The sequence below is a fragment of the Kitasatospora sp. NPDC056138 genome (genome assembly GCF_042264695.1).
GTDB lineage: Bacteria > Actinomycetota > Actinomycetes > Streptomycetales > Streptomycetaceae > Kitasatospora.
The window spans coordinates 230,764-245,877 of sequence record NZ_JBHJVK010000003.1 but is presented as its reverse complement, the minus strand read 5'-3'; the positions used below and the strand labels follow the sequence as shown (position 1 = coordinate 245,877).

Genomic DNA, 15,114 nt, shown 5'->3' with positions numbered 1-15,114 from the left:
AACAACCACACGGGATCCTGGGGCACCGTTGACCGGGGCGTCGGCAGGTGGGTTCAGACGGTCCGGAACACCTCGGAGAACTCCAGCCGGGGGCCCCGGGGGCGGAAGGCGTCCGGGCCCGGGCGGCCGATGTTGACCACCACCAGCGGACGGCACTCCCGGCCGGGGAAGAACTCCTCGGTGACGGCGTCGGCGTCGAATCCGCTCATCGGCCCGGCCGCCAGCCCTGCGGCGCGTACGCCGAGGATGAAGTAGCCGATCTGGAGCGAGGCGTTGAGCAGCGCCGCCTCGTGCCGTACCGGCGCGTCCGCGAACAGCTCCCGGGCGCCGGGCAGGTGCGGGACCAGCCTGGGCAGGGTGTCGTGGAAGTCGAGGTCGGCGGCCAGGATCGCGGTCAGCGGCGCCTGCCGGGTCTTGGCCCGGTTGTTCGGGGCCATCCGCTCGACCAGCCGCTCGCGCGCCTGCTCGGAGCGGACCAGGAGGCCTCGCAGCGGCTGGCTGTTCAGCGAGGTCGGCGCGGACCTGATCAGTCGGTGGATCGCCTCGACCAGGTCGTCGCCGACCGGTTCGGCGGTGAAGGTGTGCGCCGTGCGGGCCTCGTGGAAGAGCAGGTCCCGGGCCGACGACGGCAGGGCGAGGAGGTCCTGGGGGGTGGCTGCGGATTTCATCAAGATCTCCTGGAGGGGAGCAGGGGAAGGGACGTGGTGCCGCGCGTCCCGCGCGGTGCGGGCGGCGGCAGCGGGCGGTGGGCCCGCGGGTAACTGCCGAGGAACAGGGTCGTCTCGACCCGTCGGCGCAGCGCGGCCACGGTGGTGAGCACCGCGGGCTGGGTGATGTGGCCCTCGCACTCCAGCAGGAAGGAGTAGCGGCCCAGGCCGTCTCCGGTGGGCCGCGAGAGCACCGACGTCAGCCGGGTGCCGGTCCGGCTGAACTCGTCGAGCACGGCGTTCAGTTCACCGATGCGTCCGGCCAGCGGGACGACCAGCGTGCTGCGGTCCGCCCCGGTCGGCACCGGCACGGCGCGGCCCCGGCTGACCCTGACGAACCGGGTCACCGCATCGGGACGGGCCCCGATGCCACGGGCCAGCAGGTCGAGCCCGTAGCCGGTCACGGTGGTCGGGGAGGCTATCGCGGCGAGATCCCCCGAGCCCGCCTCGGCCACCGTGCGGGCGGCCTGAGCGGTGGAGCCCGCCGGGAGGAACTCGGCGTGCGGCAGGTGCTCGGCCAGCCAGCCGCGGCACTGCGCGTGGGCGTGCGGGTGGGTCAGCACCCGCCGCACCGAGGCCAGTGAGCCGCCCGGCGGTGCGGCGAGGGCGAACTCCACCCGCAGCAGCGTCTCGCCGGTGATGCTCAGCTCCGCGCGGTCCACCAGGGCGTCGACGGTCGCGGTGACGACGCCCTCGACGGAGTTCTCCCAGGGCACGACCGCGGCGTCGGCCGCCCCGGTACGGGCCGCCTCCAGCGCCTCCTGGACGCCCGGGTACGGCAGGGCCTGTTCCGGCGGTATCCCGAGGCCGGCCAGCGCGGCCTCGGTGAACGAACCGGACGGTCCCAGATAGGCGGTGTGCATCGCGGCCGGCCTCCTCGGGTACGGCCCTCCGGTTCCCCGGCGGGCGCCGCGTGATGGATGGTCAGTGCGGGTCGGCGACGCCCCAGGCCCCGGCCACGCCGATGGCCTGCTGCGGGTTGAGCCGCGGATCGCACAGCGAGGTGTAGCGCTCCCCCACCCCGTCGAGCCGCGCCTCGCTCCAGACGCACTCCGAGACCGCCTCCGGCGTCGTCTCCAGGTGCAGGCCGGCCGGGACGCCGCCGCCGTCGGCCACCGCCTGCTGGAACGCCACGACCTCCTCGATCAGGGTCTGCACCGAGCGGGTCTTCAGGCCGCCGGGCGCCCTGACGGTGTTGCCGTGCATCGGGTCGCACAGCCAGACCACCGGGTGCCCCGCCGCGCGGACCGCGGCGACCAGCGGCGGCAGGGCCGTGGCCGCCTTCGCGGCGCCGATGCGGGCGATCAGGGTGAGGCGGCCGGGCTCCCGGCCGGGGTCGAGCCGGGCGCACAGCTCCACCAGCTCCCGGGCCGTCGTCGTCGGACCGACCTTGCACGCCACGGGGTTGGCCACCTCGGCGAGCATCTGGACGTGGGGGCCGTCCGGCTGCCGGGTCCGCTCGCCGATCCAGGGCAGGTGGGTGGAGGCCAGCATGGTCCGGCCGGTCGGGGTCCGGCGCAGCAGGGGGAGTTCGTAGTCGAGCACGAGGGCCTCGTGGCTGGTCCACACCGGGGCGCCGGTGGGCGGTGTCCAACCGCCCGTGCGCTGCCGGAGGAAGGCCGTGGCGCGGTCGGCGGCCCGGTAGCAGGAGAGCATCCGCTCGGGGTCGGCCCGGCGCTCCCGCGCGGTGGGGGCGGGCGAGTTGACCAGGTGGCCGCGGTAGACCGGGAGTTCGACGCCCTCGACGGTCTCGGTCGGGGCGCTGCGGGGCTTGGCGAACTGTCCGGCGATCCGGCCGATCCTGATCACGGGCCTGCCCGTGTTGACCTTCATCACCCCGGCCAGGGCGTCGAGCAGGCCCACCTTGCGGGCGACCTGTCCGGGTTCGCACTCGGCGGGGTCCTCGGCGCAGTCCCCGGCCTGGATGACCTGGTAGCCGCCGGCGGCGGCCTCGGCCAGGAGCATCCGCAGGACCTGGATCTCCTCCCAGGTCACCAGGCCCGGCAGCCGCGCGAGTTCGGCGCGGACGGTGGCCGCGCGCAGCGGGTCGTACCAGTCGGGCTGCTGCCGGGCGGGTGCCGAACTCCAGGCGTCGGCGCCGTCGTGGGACCGCAGCGGCACGGCCGCCTCCACGGGCTGCGCGAGGGGGACGGCGTCATGGGTGCTCGTGGACATGGTCATTCTCCTCGTAAGAGCGGGCCGGTGGGGACCGCCTCGACCGCGGCCAGGTCCGGCCGCAGTACTGCGGCGCCCCCCAGGTAGACGTGGCGGAGCGACTCCCTGGGGCGGGAGGTGTGGACGTGGGCCAGCACCCGGATGACGCGGGTGAGCGCCCCGGGGACCGGGATCTCGGTGGCGCACATCAGCGGCACCTCGGTCAGCCCCAACTCCCTGGCCGCACGGGCCGGGTAGGCGGACGCCAGGTCGGGCGTCACGGTGAACAGGATGCTGATGAGGTCGTCGTCGCCGACCGCGTTGCGGTCCATGATCGTGGAGAGCAGCTCACCGGTGGCCGCCTCGATCAGGGCGGGCTCGTCGGCGTGCGCCCGGGTGGCACCGCGGATGGCCCGGACCACCGCAGGGCCTGGGGTGGGTGGGGCGGCGGCCGTCGTGGTGCGGCTGCGTTGCATGGTCATCGGACACCTCGGGGGCGACAAGCCGGTTCAGGCGGCGGGGATGTGCGGAAGGTTTCGGTAGAGATCGGCTGCCGGGTACTCGCGTACGGTCAGCGGTTCGGGGCCCAGCGCCGCGAGGGTGGCCACCGCCGCGGCGGGGCGGAGCCGGTGCAGCACCGCTCCCCGGGCGAGGGCGGGGATCCGGGGCAGGCCCAGCAGCCGCAGTTCGTCCCGGGTGGCGTGGATCTCCACCGAGCCGGGACAGATCCGCAGTCCGTCTCCGGTCGCCTTGAGCACGGCCTCCTTGGCCGTCCACAGCCGGGCGACGGCCCGCGGCCTGCTGCGCCGCGGGCGGCGGGCGACGGCCGCCCGCTCCCGCGGGGTGAGGGCGGTGACGGCGAGGTCGTCGAGTTCGTGCTGTTCGACGACGTCCTCGACGTCGACGCCGATGGTCCGGCCCGAGCTCACCGCCACGGCGATCTGGTCCGCGCTGCGGGCGACCGAACAGTCCATGCCGAGGCTGCCCGGCAGGCGGGGCCGGCCGTGCGGGTCCGGGCAGTCGGGGCAGGTCCGGTCGATGGGCACCCGGGCCGGCGGGATGCCGAGCCGGGCGCCCAGCGCCAGGCGCAGCAGGGCCGCGGCGGCGGTGAAGCGGTCACGGTCCTGCTGCCGGACGGTCGCGGCGCGCCGTTCGCGTTCGGCGGGACTGAGGACGCTCACCAGCTCTGCGGGCACCTGCGCTGGCCGGGCCCACCACACCTCGCAGGTGTGCGCGTCCCGGGCCGGCCCGCCGGGTCCCGAACGGGGCTGCGGGCGGGCGTCCTCGGTGCGGTTGTCGGTCACTGTTCCGGTGGTCCGTCCGGCGGTCGGCGGCGGGGTCTGCTGGTCGGCGGCCGAGCCGGGCCACCGGTCCGGGGCGCTGCCGCTCCCGGACCGGTGGCCCCGGGTGCCGACCCGGTCACACGTACGTCGAGTGGTACTTCGCGAGGATCGCCAGGGCGTCCTCGGCGTCGGCCTGCCGCTGGGCGTCCGGCGGCGGCGCACCCTCCACCGCGGGGACGCCGAGCTCCTGGAAGAAGCCCTCCGTGCCGCCGGGGGTGAACCAGCCGAGCATCCTGACGGGATCGGGTCCGAGGTTGCGGAAGCCGTGGACACTGCCGCGCGGGATGAAGATGAAGCCGCCGCGCTCCACGACGTGGGTCTCCTCGCCGTCGGTGAACTCGATCGCACCGTCCAGCAGGTAGAACGCCTCGTCGGCGTGGTGGTGGATGTGCGGGGGCGGTCCGGCCTCGGCCGGGACGAGGGCCTCCAGCAGGCTGAAGGAGCCCCCGGTGTCCTGCGCGTCGACCTTGAAGGTGTAGCGGTCGCCGAAGACCCAGCGGCTCGCGCCCGCACCCGCCGGGACGAACAGCACCCGCGGGTCGTGGGTGCTCACGGCGCCACCGCCCGCGGCTCCCGGCCGGCTCCCACCGGGTCGATCAGCCGCCGCATCTCCACGGTGTCGAAGTAGTCCTCGAACCGGACCGCCCGGCCGTCCTCCAGCGTCCAGGAGTGGACGAAGCGCAGGGTCGCGCTCCGGCCGTCCAGGGCGACGACCTCTCGGGTGCCGAAGACCACCACGCGACGGCCGAGCACCAGGAACTCCTCCGGCGCCAGCCGCATGCCACCGAGGACGGTGGGCACGTGTGCCAGGAACTCCCGCATCCCGGTGTGCCCGTGCTTGGCCCCGCCCAGGCCCACGTCGCTCATCCCGTCCGGGTGGACCCAGACGACGTCCGGGGCGAAGAACTCCAGGATCCCCTCGACGTCCCGGCGGTGGAACGCCTCGTACGCGGCGCGGATCCGCTGCTCCACGACGGTGGCGTCGGGCTGCGCGGTGGCGTCGGGCTGCGCGGCGGTCATGCCGGCACCCCCTTGCCGAGCACCTCGGGAAAGTGCACCTCAAGGGTGCGGCGGATGCCCTCGTGCCACTCGACCGTGCAGTCGCCGATCAGTTCGCGGCGCTTGGTGCTGTCGAAGGCGTAGGTCTCACGGGTGACCTCACTGGCGACGAACTTCGCCTCGACACCGGTGAGTTCGGACATGTACCGGGCGCAGTCGGTCATGCCGACCGGCTCGTCGCCGCCCCAGTTGACCACCGTGGCCGGCGTCGTCGCGATGCCCCACAGCAGCGGAACCTGGTGGACCAGGTCGTCCGTGTGGATCAGGGAGGCCCAGTTCTGGCCCTCGACCGGGACCGGGATCGGCTCGCCGGCCAGCATCTGCTTGAAGTACATCACCGGCACACCGCCGTAGGAGGCGGGCCCGTACGAGATGTTGAGCCGGGCGATGGTGGTGGGCAGGCCCAGCGTCCGGGCGTACGCACGGGCCGTCCCCTCGGCGGCGATCTTGGCCACCGGGTAGGTGGGCAGCCAGTCGGCCACCCCGTCCAGCGGGTCGGTCTCCTTGTACCGGTGGTCGAGCGACTGGCGCTTGTAGAACGCCCCGGTGGACACGTGCAGGAAGGACTCGGCCTTGCGGCAGTGGGTCATCAGGCGCCCCACGGCCACCGAGTTGACCTCGATGGCGGTGTCGAAGTCGCCGTCGTACCCCCGGTGCACGGCCGAGTGCATGACGTGGGTGAAGTCGTCGGGCAGTGATTCGAGGGTGTCCTCGCCCATGTCCCACCGGTAGGTGGTGATGCCCGCCTCGCGCAGCTCGTCCTCGACGCCGGGCGTACCGAACCGGCCCAGGCACCAGACCTCGTTGCCGGCCGCGAGCGCCTCGGCGACCGGGCGGGCCGCCTGGCCGGTGCCCCCGGTGATCAGGATCTTCTTACCGTGTATCAACGCCGTGTCCTTAGGTCGTGCGGAGTCGTCGTGCGGAGCCGTCGCACGGACTCGTCGTGTGGGGTCGTCGGATGGGGGTCGCCGTACGGTCGCCGTACGGGGCCGTCGTACGGCCGGGGCCGGTCACCTGCCGCCGAGCGCGCGGTCGAGCTCGGCGCGCAGGATGCCCTGGAAGGCGGCGACGTGCTTGGGCCCCATCAGCGTGTAGTGCTCGCCGGGGACGTCGAGGAACCGGTTGGGCTCGGAGCTGAAGTCGTCCCACCGCCGCAGCTCCCGCTCCAGCCAGTCCTGCTTGGTGCCGCGCAGCGGGATCGCGTAGAAGACGCTCATCGACCGCACGCTGCCGGTCGGCTGGTACGTCCGGCCGAGACCGGTCAGCCCGTCGGCGAGGTCGGCCCAGGCGGCGAACCGCGGCAGGTCGAGGTCGAGTTCGGCCAGGCGCTCCGGCGGCGCCAGCCGGATCAGGTGCGCGAGCTGCTCGTCCCTGCCCAGCGGGCGCAGCTCGGCCGGCAGTTCCTTCGCCTGCTGCTTCGATATCAGTTCCAGGAACATGGCGAGGTTGACGGCGGTCTCGATGTAGTCGAGCTCGTCCATGCGGTACTTGATGTGCGGCGGCAGGTTGAAGCTGCCGAGGAAGTCGACCCGCTCGCCCTCCGCCTCCAGCAGCTTGGCGATCTCGAAGGCGACCGCCGCGCCGAACGAGTAGCCGGCGATCGCGTACGGGCCGTGCGGCTGCTTGGCGCGGATCGCGTCGGCGTAGCTGCGGGCCATCTCCGCGAAGCTCTCGAACGGCTTCTCCCCGGGGTTGAACCCGCGGGCCCGCAGGGCGTAGAAGGGGCGCTCGTGAACGAAGTACTTGGCCAGGTTGACGAAGACGAGAACCTCGCCGACCCCGGGGTGGACACAGAACAGCGGTGTCCTGTCCCCGCTGGTCTGGAGCGGCACGATCGGGTCGTACGCGGCCCCGCCCGGCTGCTCGGCCGCCTGCAGCCGCCCGGCCAGGGCGCGGACGCTCGGCGCGGTGAGGATCGCCAACACCGGCAGGTCGTCGGCCCCGAGCCGGACGCCGACGAGCCGCTTCAGGCGCAGGATGTCGAGTGAGGTGCCGCCCAGGTCGAAGAAGCTCGCGGTGGCGCTGATCGTCTCCGGCGCCACGTCGAACAGCTCGGCGTAGATGCCCGCCAGCACGGTCTCGACCTCGCCCTCGGGCGCCACGTGGCCGCCGAGTTGACGGGTCACCAGTTCCTCGACCGCCTCCTGCTGCGGGGCGTAGGCCCCGGCCTCCAGCCGGGTGCGCATCAGCGAGCGCTGGATCTTGCCCAGGCTGGTCTTCGGGAACGCCTCCTTCGGCAGCGGCAGCAGCAGGGAGGGGCGGAACCCCCAGTGCATGACGACGCTGTTGCGCACCGCGATCATCAGGCGGTGCAGCTCGGCCTCGTCCGTCGCCGCCGCGGTGGCGGCGAAGGCGACCACCAGCTGCTCGGTGTCGCTGCCCCCGGGCCGGGTGGGGAACGCCGCCACGTAGGACTTCTCGATCCCGTCGAGGTCCTCCAGCAGCGCCTCCAGCTCATGGCTGAAGTAGTTGACCCCGTTGACGATGATGCTGTCCTTGCTGCGCCCGACCAGGGTCAGCCGCCCCTCGGCCAGGCGGCCCAGGTCTCCGGTGCGGAACCATCCGTCGGCGGTGAACGCGGCCGCGGTGGCCGAGTTGTTGTTGAGGTACCCGCCGGTGACCATCGGACCGGACAGCTGGACCTCGCCGACCTCGCCGTCGGCCAGCACCCGGTCGCCGCCGTCCTCGACCACCCGGATGCCCAGGCCGGTCACCGGATGCCCGACGGCCGCGAACTCGGCACCGGCGTCCGCGTCCGGGAACGAGCGGTTGTAGATGCTGCCCGCGCAGGTCTCGGTCATTCCGAAGGCCGGCCACAGGACCCGGCGGTCGAGCCCGTACGGGGCCAGCTCCTCCAGGAAGGCGACGCCGGTGGAGACCAGGTTCGCCTCGCCACCGGAGATGATCCGGCGCAGGCTGGACAGGTCCAGCTCCAGGTCCTGACCGGACGGCCGCTGGGACAGCGCCCGGTTGATCAGGCCGAGCAGGAAGTTCGGCGTGAAGGTCATCGTCACCCGGTGGGCGTCGATCAGTTCGAGGAACCGCACCGGGTCGCCGAGGATCGCGTCCGGGCTGGTGTGCAGCTGCTCCGCGCCGACCGACAGCGGCAGCAGGTGGGCCTCCAGGAGGGCCGCGACGTGGTCGTAGGAGATCCAGTTGAGCGTGGTGTCCTCGCCGGTCAGCGACTGCACCTCGGCCTTGGCCCGCATCGAGGCCAGCAGGTTGGCGTGGGTGAGCACGACGGCCTTGGAGTTCCCGGTGGAACCGGAGGTGAGCACCAGCAGCGCGACGTCGGCGGGCTTCGCCTGGTGGATCTCCACCTCGGCGGGTAAGACCTCCGCCGCGAGGGTCGCCAGGTCGGCCACCTCCAGGCCGGGGACGTCCGGCAGCTCGGAGCGCAGGCGATCGGTGGTCACCAGCAGCGGCTCGTCCAGCAGGTCGCCGGCGTGGGCCAGTTGGGCGGCCCACCGCTGCGGGTCGTTGCGGACGGGCACCATGGGGCAGGCGGCGAAACCGCCGAGCAGGCAGGCCCAGAAGGCGGGCAGGAACTCGTCCGGCCGCTCCAGCAGCAGCGCGACGTTCCGGCCGGGCCGGACACCGCGGGCCCGCAGGCCGGCCAGTATCCGCCGTGCCTCGTCGAGCAGTTCCGGATAGGTCTGCAGCCTGCTCTCGGTCACCTGTTCCGTGAGGCAGTAGCGCAGCCCCCGGTCCGGGGCCCGAAGGGCGGCGCGCACCAGCAGATCGGCGACGTGGGAGGCCTCCTGCTGCGTGTGCGCAGCGTCGAGGTCCACCGGGAGAGCTTCCTGAATGGTCATCGTCGTGCTTCTCCTGAGTGCGTGGGAAGGGGCCCTGCCGGGGCGGGTCGGGGCCGGCGGGCTCTTGCCAGAATGAACATGCACTCGAAGAGAGGGCAAAGATCACGAGACGCACTTAGCCAGTTCTCCGGGACTGTGCCAGATTCGCGGATCGGGTACGGCCGACCGGCCCGGGAGGGCGCGCGGACGGACCGTGCGCCCTCCCGGGCCGGGGCCCGGCGTCAGGCCGTGGCGGCCTGCGTGTCGTGGCTCTGCTGGGCCGCGATGACGTCGGCGGTGCGCTCCCTGATCCGGTCGAGCAGGTGCAGCAACGGCGCGGTGAGGTCCTCCCCCACGGGGGTGAGCCGGTAGGAGACCTTGGGCGGGGACGAGGGCTCCACGGTGCGGCTCACCAGACCGTCCCGGACCAGCGTGCGCAGGGTCTGGGTGAGCATCTTGTCGCTGATCCCGCCGATCCGGCGGTGCAGCTCGAAGAAGCGCAGCGGGCCGCCGTCCAGGGCGGCCAGCACGAGCACGCCCCAGCGGCCGGCGACATGGCTCAGCACCGTCCGCACCGGGCAGTCACTGTCGAAGACATCGCCGAGCTGGGCGGCCGCGGAATCGTTCACCAGCACTCTTTCCGTCATGACCGGAGCTTACCCAAAGGTGCGTTCTTACTAAAAGTAAGTTCACCTCCTATGGTGAGTTCGCTGCTGGTCGCAGCAGACATCAGAGACGGACGGCGGCGGACATGCGCGTGGAGTTATGGGTGGACCTGGTGTGCCCGTGGTGCCCGATCGGGATGCGGCGCCTGGAGACGGCGCTGGACCACCTGGGACACGACTTCGCGACCACCGTCGCGCTGCACAGCCTCCCGCTCACTCCGCCGGTGCCCTACCGTCCCGGGCGCCTGCTGCCCGCGCACGTCGCCGCCGCGGGCCTGCCGCCCGCGCAGGTCGAACAGCGGATCGCCTACGTCGGCGCGCTGGCCGCGGCCGAGGGCCTCGCGTACCGGCTCGAACTGGCCCGCCCGGTCGACACCTTCGACGCCCACCGGCTCACCCACTGGGCCGGCCGGCACGGGCTGCGGCCCGCACTCACCGAACGGCTGGCCCGTGCCTTCACCGGCGAGGGCCTCGACCTCTCCGACCCGGACACCCTGGTCGAACTGGCCACCCAGGTCGGCCTGGAGGCCGACCCGGCACGCACCGTCCTGGCCGGCGACGCCCACGCCGCGCAGGTGCGGGCCGAGGCCCGCCGCGGCGGCGAGCTGGGCGCGGCCGGCGTCCCCTTCCTCGCCGTGGACGGCCGCCCCTGGGCGGCCGGCATGCGGGAGACCGCCGAACTGGTCCGGCTGCTCGAAGCCGCCCTGGCCTCCCCCGCCTGACCCCACCACCCCCGCCGCTGCCACCCCCGTCCCTGCACCCGTCCACGGCCGGCCCGTGCCGGCCTCCACACCGAACGTCTGGAGAACCGCCCATGACCTCGACCACCAACCTCGACCTGGTCCGCGACATCTACGCCGCCTTCGACCGCCGCGACCTTCCGGCCGTCCTGGACGCCCTGGCCCCCGACATCGCCTGGGTCCACCCCGAGGGCATGGTCCGCTACGGCGTCGGCGGCACCAAGCACGGCCACGACGGCGTCAAGGCGTTCCTCGCCAAGGTCCCCACGGTGCTCGCGGGGCAGCAGGTCGTACCCGAGGAGTTCGTCGTCGACGGCGACCGGATCGTGGTCTTCGGCAGCCGCCACGTGACCGCCCACAACGGCAGGACCGGCACCCTGCGCTTCATCCACTCGTGGACCCTGTGCGACGGCCGGGCCGCCCGGCTGGAGGACGTCTTCGACACCGCGGAGATGCACCGTCTCATCGCCGACTGACCGAGGAACGAGCACCGTGCCCAACTCCCGTCCCCACGCCTCCCACCCGGACGCCTCCCACCCCGACGAACAGGCGGCTCCACGATGACCCCACCCGATCCCGCGCCCCACCCGCGCCGCTGGCTCATGCTCCCGGTGGTGCTGCTGGCCTCCTTCATGGCCCAGTTCGACACCTTCGTGGTGAACGTCGCCGCCCCGTCCCTGCGCGACCAGCTGCACGCCGGCGACATCGCCCTGGAACTCATCGTCGGCGGCTACGCCTTCACCTACGGCAGCGGCATGGTCACCGGCGGGCGGCTCGGCGACATCTTCGGCCACCGCCGGATGTTCCTGGTCGGGCTGACCGCCTTCTCGCTGGCCTCCCTGCTGTGCGGACTGGCCCTGACCCCCGGTCAGCTCGTCGCGGCCCGCATGCTCCAGGGCCTGACCGGCGCCCTGATGGTGCCGCAGATCCTCGCCCTGATCACCGCGCCGTTCGCACCGGCGGAGCGGCCGCGCACCATGGCCTGGTTCGGCGTCACCGCAGGGCTGGCCTCGGTCGCCGGCCAGGTCCTGGGCGGTCTCCTGCTGGACGCCGACCTGTTCGGCCTCGGCTGGCGGGTGATCTTCCTGATCAACGTCCCGATCGGTGCCGCCACCATCGCCTGCGCGCTGCGGCTGGTACCCCGGCAGAGCAGCGAACGCCGCGCCTCGCTGGACCTGCTCGGCGCCCTGGGGGTCTCGGTGAGCCTGGCGCTGGTCCTGGTGCCGCTGATGCTCGGCCGCAACGCCGGCTGGCCGGTCTGGACCTGGGTCCTGCTCGTCGCCGCGGTGCCCGCGGTGGCCGCGACCCTCGGCTGGGAGAAGCGGCTCACCGCTCGCGGCGGGTCCCCGCTGCTGGACCTCACCCTGTTCAGCAGCCGCCCGTTCACCGCCGGGCTGGTGGTCAACATCGCCTTCATGGCCTTCTTCGGCAGCTTCATCTTCACCCTCACCCTGCTGCTGCAGGCCGGCCTCGGGCTCTCCGCGCTCTCCGCCGGTCTCACCTTCACCCCGCTCGGCGTGCTGCTGGGCGTCACCTCGGTCGCGGGACGCCGCCTGGTCGCCCGCTACGGCCTGCGCGTGCTCGCCCTGGGCGCCGCCGTCAGCGCCGTCGGCGTCACCACGCTGATCATCGAGCTGCACCAGCTCGGCGCGGACATCAGCGCCGCCTGGCTGCTGGGACCGCTCGCCCTGGTCGGCCTGGGCAACGGCCTGGTGATGCCGGCCCTGATGGGCTCGGTGCTGGCCGGCGTCCCGCAGGCCCGGGCCGGGGCCGCCGCCGGAGTGCTCACGACCAGTCAGCAGTTCGCCAACGCGACCGGTGTCGCGCTGCTGGGCACCGTGCTCTTCGGCGCGATCGGCGCCCATCCGACCCGGGCGAGCTTCACCTCGGCCGTCCAGCTCACGGCGGGCATCGACATCGCGCTGCTGCTCGCCACCATCGCGCTCACGGCGCTGCTGCCGAAGAGTCCGGCCCCCGCCCCGGCGCGGCCGGCCGCGGACCCGGACCCGGCCCCGACCGCCGGCGCCGCCCGGTCCTGACCGACCGGCACACCGCCGACCAGCACGCCGCCGACCGGCGAGCCGCGGTCCGGGTGCCGCTCGCCGGCCGTGCACGGCGCTGCCGGCGAGCGACACCCGGCCGCACGCGGGGCCCCTGTGCACCGAGGAGCCGGCCGGTGGTCCGACCACAGTGAGGGAGGAGCGCGGTGACCCGCGTATCCCAAGAACACCGCGACGGCCGCCGCCGCCAGATCCTCGACGGTGCCCGCCGCTGCTTCCTGGCCAAGGGCTTCCGGACGGCCTCGATGCAGGACGTCGCCGCCGACATCGGCCTGTCGACCGGCGCCGTCTACAGCTACTTCGCCGGCAAGGACGAGCTGATCGCCGAGGTGGCCGCGGAAGCCGCCGAACAGGTCGGACGGAGCGTCGTGGCCGCGGCGGCAGCAGCTCCGTTTCCCACCCTGGACGAGCTTCTCGACCGGATCCTCGCCGCGCCGCCGCTCAACCGGGAGGGCGACGGCGCGGCGCGGCTGCTGGTCCAGGTGTGGAGCGAGTGCCTGCTCAACCCCGGGCTCACCGCCCGGCTGCGGTCCAGCTGGGCCGACATGGTCGAGGAGCTCTCCGGGTACGGGCAGGAGCTGAGGAGCCACGGCGTCCTGGCCGGCGACGCGGCCGCCGAGGCCCTGGCCAGGGCCGTGATCGGCATCCTGCAGGGCCTGCTGCTCCAGCAGGCCCTGCTCGGCCCGTCCGGTGGCGAGGCGTTCCGGGAAGGGTTGCGCGATTTCACTTCGGCGACGCCCCGGGCCTGATCGCGTGAATATTCACAGGCCATGGCGTGAATTTATACGTATACCAAAGGTGAAATAGGCTACAAACCTTCCAATCGAATTTGCTCACATGCTGAGACCATGCAATAGTCGGACAAGTCCGGACGCAGTGCGTCCGTCGACACCCACGGCCTTCCATCTGACCCGGTTCGGCCGTCACCACCGTGCGGCACGCACCCCCTTGGCCGGCACGGTGACCATGCAGGGGCCCCCGACGACCACACACACGTGGAACGGGGGCCCCGCATCGTCTTCCGGGGTCAGACCGTGCGCTCACGGATCTTGAGCTCGAACCAGACGCCCTTGCCGCGCGGCAGCAGATCCGCGCCCCAGCGCTCGGAGAGCGCGTCCACCAGCTTTATCCCGTAGCCGTTCTCGTTGCCCGGCTCGGCCAGGATCAGGCAGGGCAGCGCCCGCGAGGAGTCGCGCACCTCCACCCGCAGCCAGCCCGGCCGCCGGGTGAGCCGGAGGCCGACCCTCCGCCCACCGGTGTGCCGGACCGCGTTGGCCATCAGCTCACCGGCGAGCAGCTCGCCGACCTCCAGCAGCTGCGGCAACTGCCAGTCCTGCAGCACCCTGAGGACGACCCGTCTCACCACCCGGACCAGCTCCGGCCGGGAGGGCAGACAGACCTCCTCCTCGGCTCCGACCTGCTCGCAGAGCCGACCGAAGCACTCCCGTTCGACCTGCTGGGGAGTGAGCAGCTCCAGTGTCTCCAGGACCGAGGACCGGCTGCCCGACTGGTCATCAGCAGCCAGACCGGCGCCCGGATGTGATGTCCGTTCAGCTTCGCCCCATCCCGCCATGTGCCAATCATTGCGGAATGCAAGCGGCCGCGTACGGACAATGACGAAACGATCACTATTCATTTGGCATATGCCAGGTGCAAGTCAGACCGGACCGCCCCGGCGCCGCGCGGCGCCGCGGAGCCCTACCACTTGCTCCAGCTCGTGTTCCAGCCACTCAGACCGTTGTCCGAAGCCACCTTGGCGCCCTTGGAGTTGACCACCGTGACCGGGTCGCCGACCAGCGAGGAGTTGAAGAACCTGCCGGCGTTCGAGCTGTCGCTCCCGTGCTCGCGGTCCGCCACGCCGATGCAGCCGTGGCTGACGTTGCGGTGGCCCATCGCGTCGACGGCCCAGTAGTTGCCGTGGACGTACGTGCCGGAGTCGGTGAGCCGCATCGCGTGCGGGACGTCCTTCAGGTCGTACTGCTCGCCCGAGGGCGCCCCGGGCGCGGACTTCATCTCGATGTGCTCGTCCTTCTCCGAGATCACCATGACCCCGTTCCAGGAGTCGAAGCCCGTCTTGCCCGCGGTGATCGGGTAGGCGCTGACCTTCTTGCCGCTGCGGACGGTGGTCATGGTGTCCTTGGCGGCGTCGACCGTGGTGCGCTGGTCACGGCCGATGGTGAAGGTCTGGTCGCTGTCCACCCCGCCGTAGACCCCGGGCGAGACCTGGACGTTCTTCAGCCGGTAGTGCACGGTCACCTTGGTGCCCGGCTTCCAGAACTTCTCCGGGCGGAAGTCCACCCGGTTGCTGCCGAACCAGTGGCCCCTGACCGTGCTGCCGTCGGAGGTGGAGAAGCTGATGGCCCTGTCGACGGCCGCCTTGTCCTGCACCGCCTTCCTGAAGTTGAGCGAGACGATCATCGCCACGCCGTAGGTGCTGCCGCTCTCGACGTTGTCGTACGGGCCGGCGCTCTGCTGCACGGCCGCCGCCGGCTGGGCCGCGAACGCACTGCCGCCGCCGACCGCGACACCGCCGACCGCGGTGGTCAGCACCAGCGCGGTCGCGGCCGTCCTTCGGGGTATCCGCCTCATGTC

16 protein-coding genes are annotated in these 15,114 nt (G+C 72.7%); 4 read left to right on the top strand and 12 right to left on the bottom strand.

Features of this window, described 5'->3' with window-relative positions; genetic code table 11:
- Positions 1-53 precede the first annotated feature (53 nt).
- The 10 genes from ACFC1R_RS03980 to ACFC1R_RS03935 all read right to left on the bottom strand — a co-directional run bounded on the left by ACFC1R_RS03980 (position 54) and on the right by ACFC1R_RS03935 (position 9,704).
- On the bottom strand, positions 54-668 hold the full coding sequence (locus ACFC1R_RS03980; protein ID WP_375932205.1) for a malonic semialdehyde reductase: 615 nt from the start codon (positions 666-668) through the stop codon (positions 54-56).
- Positions 668-1,570, bottom strand: a complete 903-nt coding sequence (gene pheA / locus ACFC1R_RS03975) for a prephenate dehydratase (protein WP_375932202.1) — start codon at positions 1,568-1,570, stop codon at positions 668-670. Before pheA ends, ACFC1R_RS03980 begins: the two co-directional genes overlap by 1 nt.
- 61 nt (positions 1,571-1,631) lie before the next feature.
- Positions 1,632-2,882: a 3-deoxy-7-phosphoheptulonate synthase gene (locus ACFC1R_RS03970; protein ID WP_375932199.1), complete on the bottom strand. Its 1,251-nt coding sequence runs from the start codon at positions 2,880-2,882 to the stop codon at positions 1,632-1,634.
- Between the two features lie 2 nt (positions 2,883-2,884).
- Entirely contained in the window at positions 2,885-3,337 is a 453-nt protein-coding gene (aroH, locus tag ACFC1R_RS03965) for a chorismate mutase (RefSeq protein ID WP_375932290.1), read from the bottom strand.
- Between the two features lie 33 nt (positions 3,338-3,370).
- Positions 3,371-4,165: a 4'-phosphopantetheinyl transferase family protein gene (locus ACFC1R_RS03960; RefSeq protein ID WP_375932196.1), complete on the bottom strand. Its 795-nt coding sequence runs from the start codon at positions 4,163-4,165 to the stop codon at positions 3,371-3,373.
- A gap of 115 nt (positions 4,166-4,280) precedes the next feature.
- A complete protein-coding gene (locus ACFC1R_RS03955; protein ID WP_375932193.1) occupies positions 4,281-4,757 on the bottom strand; it encodes a quercetin 2,3-dioxygenase in 477 nt (158 codons plus the stop codon).
- Positions 4,754-5,224, bottom strand: coding sequence for a nuclear transport factor 2 family protein (locus ACFC1R_RS03950; RefSeq protein ID WP_375932190.1), 471 nt, complete (start codon positions 5,222-5,224; stop codon positions 4,754-4,756). The genes ACFC1R_RS03955 and ACFC1R_RS03950 overlap by 4 nt, the downstream gene beginning before the upstream one ends.
- Positions 5,221-6,147, bottom strand: a complete 927-nt coding sequence (locus ACFC1R_RS03945; RefSeq protein ID WP_375932287.1) for an NAD-dependent epimerase/dehydratase family protein — start codon at positions 6,145-6,147, stop codon at positions 5,221-5,223. The genes ACFC1R_RS03950 and ACFC1R_RS03945 overlap by 4 nt, the downstream gene beginning before the upstream one ends.
- Before the next feature lie 126 nt (positions 6,148-6,273).
- A complete protein-coding gene (locus tag ACFC1R_RS03940) occupies positions 6,274-9,078 on the bottom strand; it encodes an AMP-binding protein (protein WP_375932187.1) in 2,805 nt (934 codons plus the stop codon).
- Positions 9,079-9,299: 221 nt separating this feature from the next.
- Positions 9,300-9,704: a winged helix-turn-helix transcriptional regulator gene (locus tag ACFC1R_RS03935; RefSeq protein WP_375932184.1), complete on the bottom strand. Its 405-nt coding sequence runs from the start codon at positions 9,702-9,704 to the stop codon at positions 9,300-9,302.
- Positions 9,705-9,808: 104 nt separating this feature from the next.
- Between ACFC1R_RS03935 and ACFC1R_RS03930 the strand changes: the two genes are divergently transcribed.
- The 4 genes from ACFC1R_RS03930 (at position 9,809) to ACFC1R_RS03915 (ending at position 13,271) form a co-directional block, all read left to right on the top strand.
- The gene (locus ACFC1R_RS03930) at positions 9,809-10,444 is read left to right on the top strand and encodes a DsbA family oxidoreductase (RefSeq protein WP_375932181.1); all 636 of its coding nucleotides are present in this window, start codon (positions 9,809-9,811) and stop codon (positions 10,442-10,444) included.
- Between the two features lie 92 nt (positions 10,445-10,536).
- The gene (locus ACFC1R_RS03925) at positions 10,537-10,938 is read left to right on the top strand and encodes a nuclear transport factor 2 family protein (protein ID WP_375932178.1); all 402 of its coding nucleotides are present in this window, start codon (positions 10,537-10,539) and stop codon (positions 10,936-10,938) included.
- Between the two features lie 84 nt (positions 10,939-11,022).
- Positions 11,023-12,501: an MFS transporter gene (locus ACFC1R_RS03920; RefSeq protein ID WP_375932175.1), complete on the top strand. Its 1,479-nt coding sequence runs from the start codon at positions 11,023-11,025 to the stop codon at positions 12,499-12,501.
- 167 nt (positions 12,502-12,668) lie between these two features.
- The gene (locus tag ACFC1R_RS03915) at positions 12,669-13,271 is read left to right on the top strand and encodes a TetR/AcrR family transcriptional regulator (RefSeq protein ID WP_375932172.1); all 603 of its coding nucleotides are present in this window, start codon (positions 12,669-12,671) and stop codon (positions 13,269-13,271) included.
- A 278-nt stretch (positions 13,272-13,549) separates the two neighbouring features.
- On the opposite strand, the gene ACFC1R_RS03910 is transcribed toward ACFC1R_RS03915, so the two are convergent.
- On the bottom strand, positions 13,550-14,095 hold the full coding sequence (locus ACFC1R_RS03910; RefSeq protein ID WP_375932169.1) for an ATP-binding protein: 546 nt from the start codon (positions 14,093-14,095) through the stop codon (positions 13,550-13,552).
- A 125-nt stretch (positions 14,096-14,220) separates the two neighbouring features.
- The gene (locus ACFC1R_RS03905) at positions 14,221-15,111 is read right to left on the bottom strand and encodes an Ig-like domain-containing protein (protein WP_375932166.1); all 891 of its coding nucleotides are present in this window, start codon (positions 15,109-15,111) and stop codon (positions 14,221-14,223) included.
- Positions 15,112-15,114 lie beyond the last annotated feature (3 nt).

Coding starts and splice junctions, on each gene's coding strand:
- ACFC1R_RS03920 (WP_375932175.1), top strand. CDS start 11,023: ATGACCCCACCCGATCCCGCGCCCCACCCGCGCCGCTGGCTCATGCTC.
- ACFC1R_RS03950 (WP_375932190.1), bottom strand. CDS start 5,224: ATGACCGCCGCGCAGCCCGACGCCACCGCGCAGCCCGACGCCACCGTC.
- ACFC1R_RS03925 (WP_375932178.1), top strand. CDS start 10,537: ATGACCTCGACCACCAACCTCGACCTGGTCCGCGACATCTACGCCGCC.
- ACFC1R_RS03905 (WP_375932166.1), bottom strand. CDS start 15,111: ATGAGGCGGATACCCCGAAGGACGGCCGCGACCGCGCTGGTGCTGACC.
- pheA (WP_375932202.1), bottom strand. CDS start 1,570: ATGCACACCGCCTATCTGGGACCGTCCGGTTCGTTCACCGAGGCCGCG.
- aroH (WP_375932290.1), bottom strand. CDS start 3,337: ATGCAACGCAGCCGCACCACGACGGCCGCCGCCCCACCCACCCCAGGC.
- ACFC1R_RS03980 (WP_375932205.1), bottom strand. CDS start 668: ATGAAATCCGCAGCCACCCCCCAGGACCTCCTCGCCCTGCCGTCGTCG.
- ACFC1R_RS03940 (WP_375932187.1), bottom strand. CDS start 9,078: ATGACCATTCAGGAAGCTCTCCCGGTGGACCTCGACGCTGCGCACACG.
- ACFC1R_RS03910 (WP_375932169.1), bottom strand. CDS start 14,095: ATGGCGGGATGGGGCGAAGCTGAACGGACATCACATCCGGGCGCCGGT.
- ACFC1R_RS03930 (WP_375932181.1), top strand. CDS start 9,809: ATGCGCGTGGAGTTATGGGTGGACCTGGTGTGCCCGTGGTGCCCGATC.
- ACFC1R_RS03935 (WP_375932184.1), bottom strand. CDS start 9,704: ATGACGGAAAGAGTGCTGGTGAACGATTCCGCGGCCGCCCAGCTCGGC.
- ACFC1R_RS03970 (WP_375932199.1), bottom strand. CDS start 2,882: ATGTCCACGAGCACCCATGACGCCGTCCCCCTCGCGCAGCCCGTGGAG.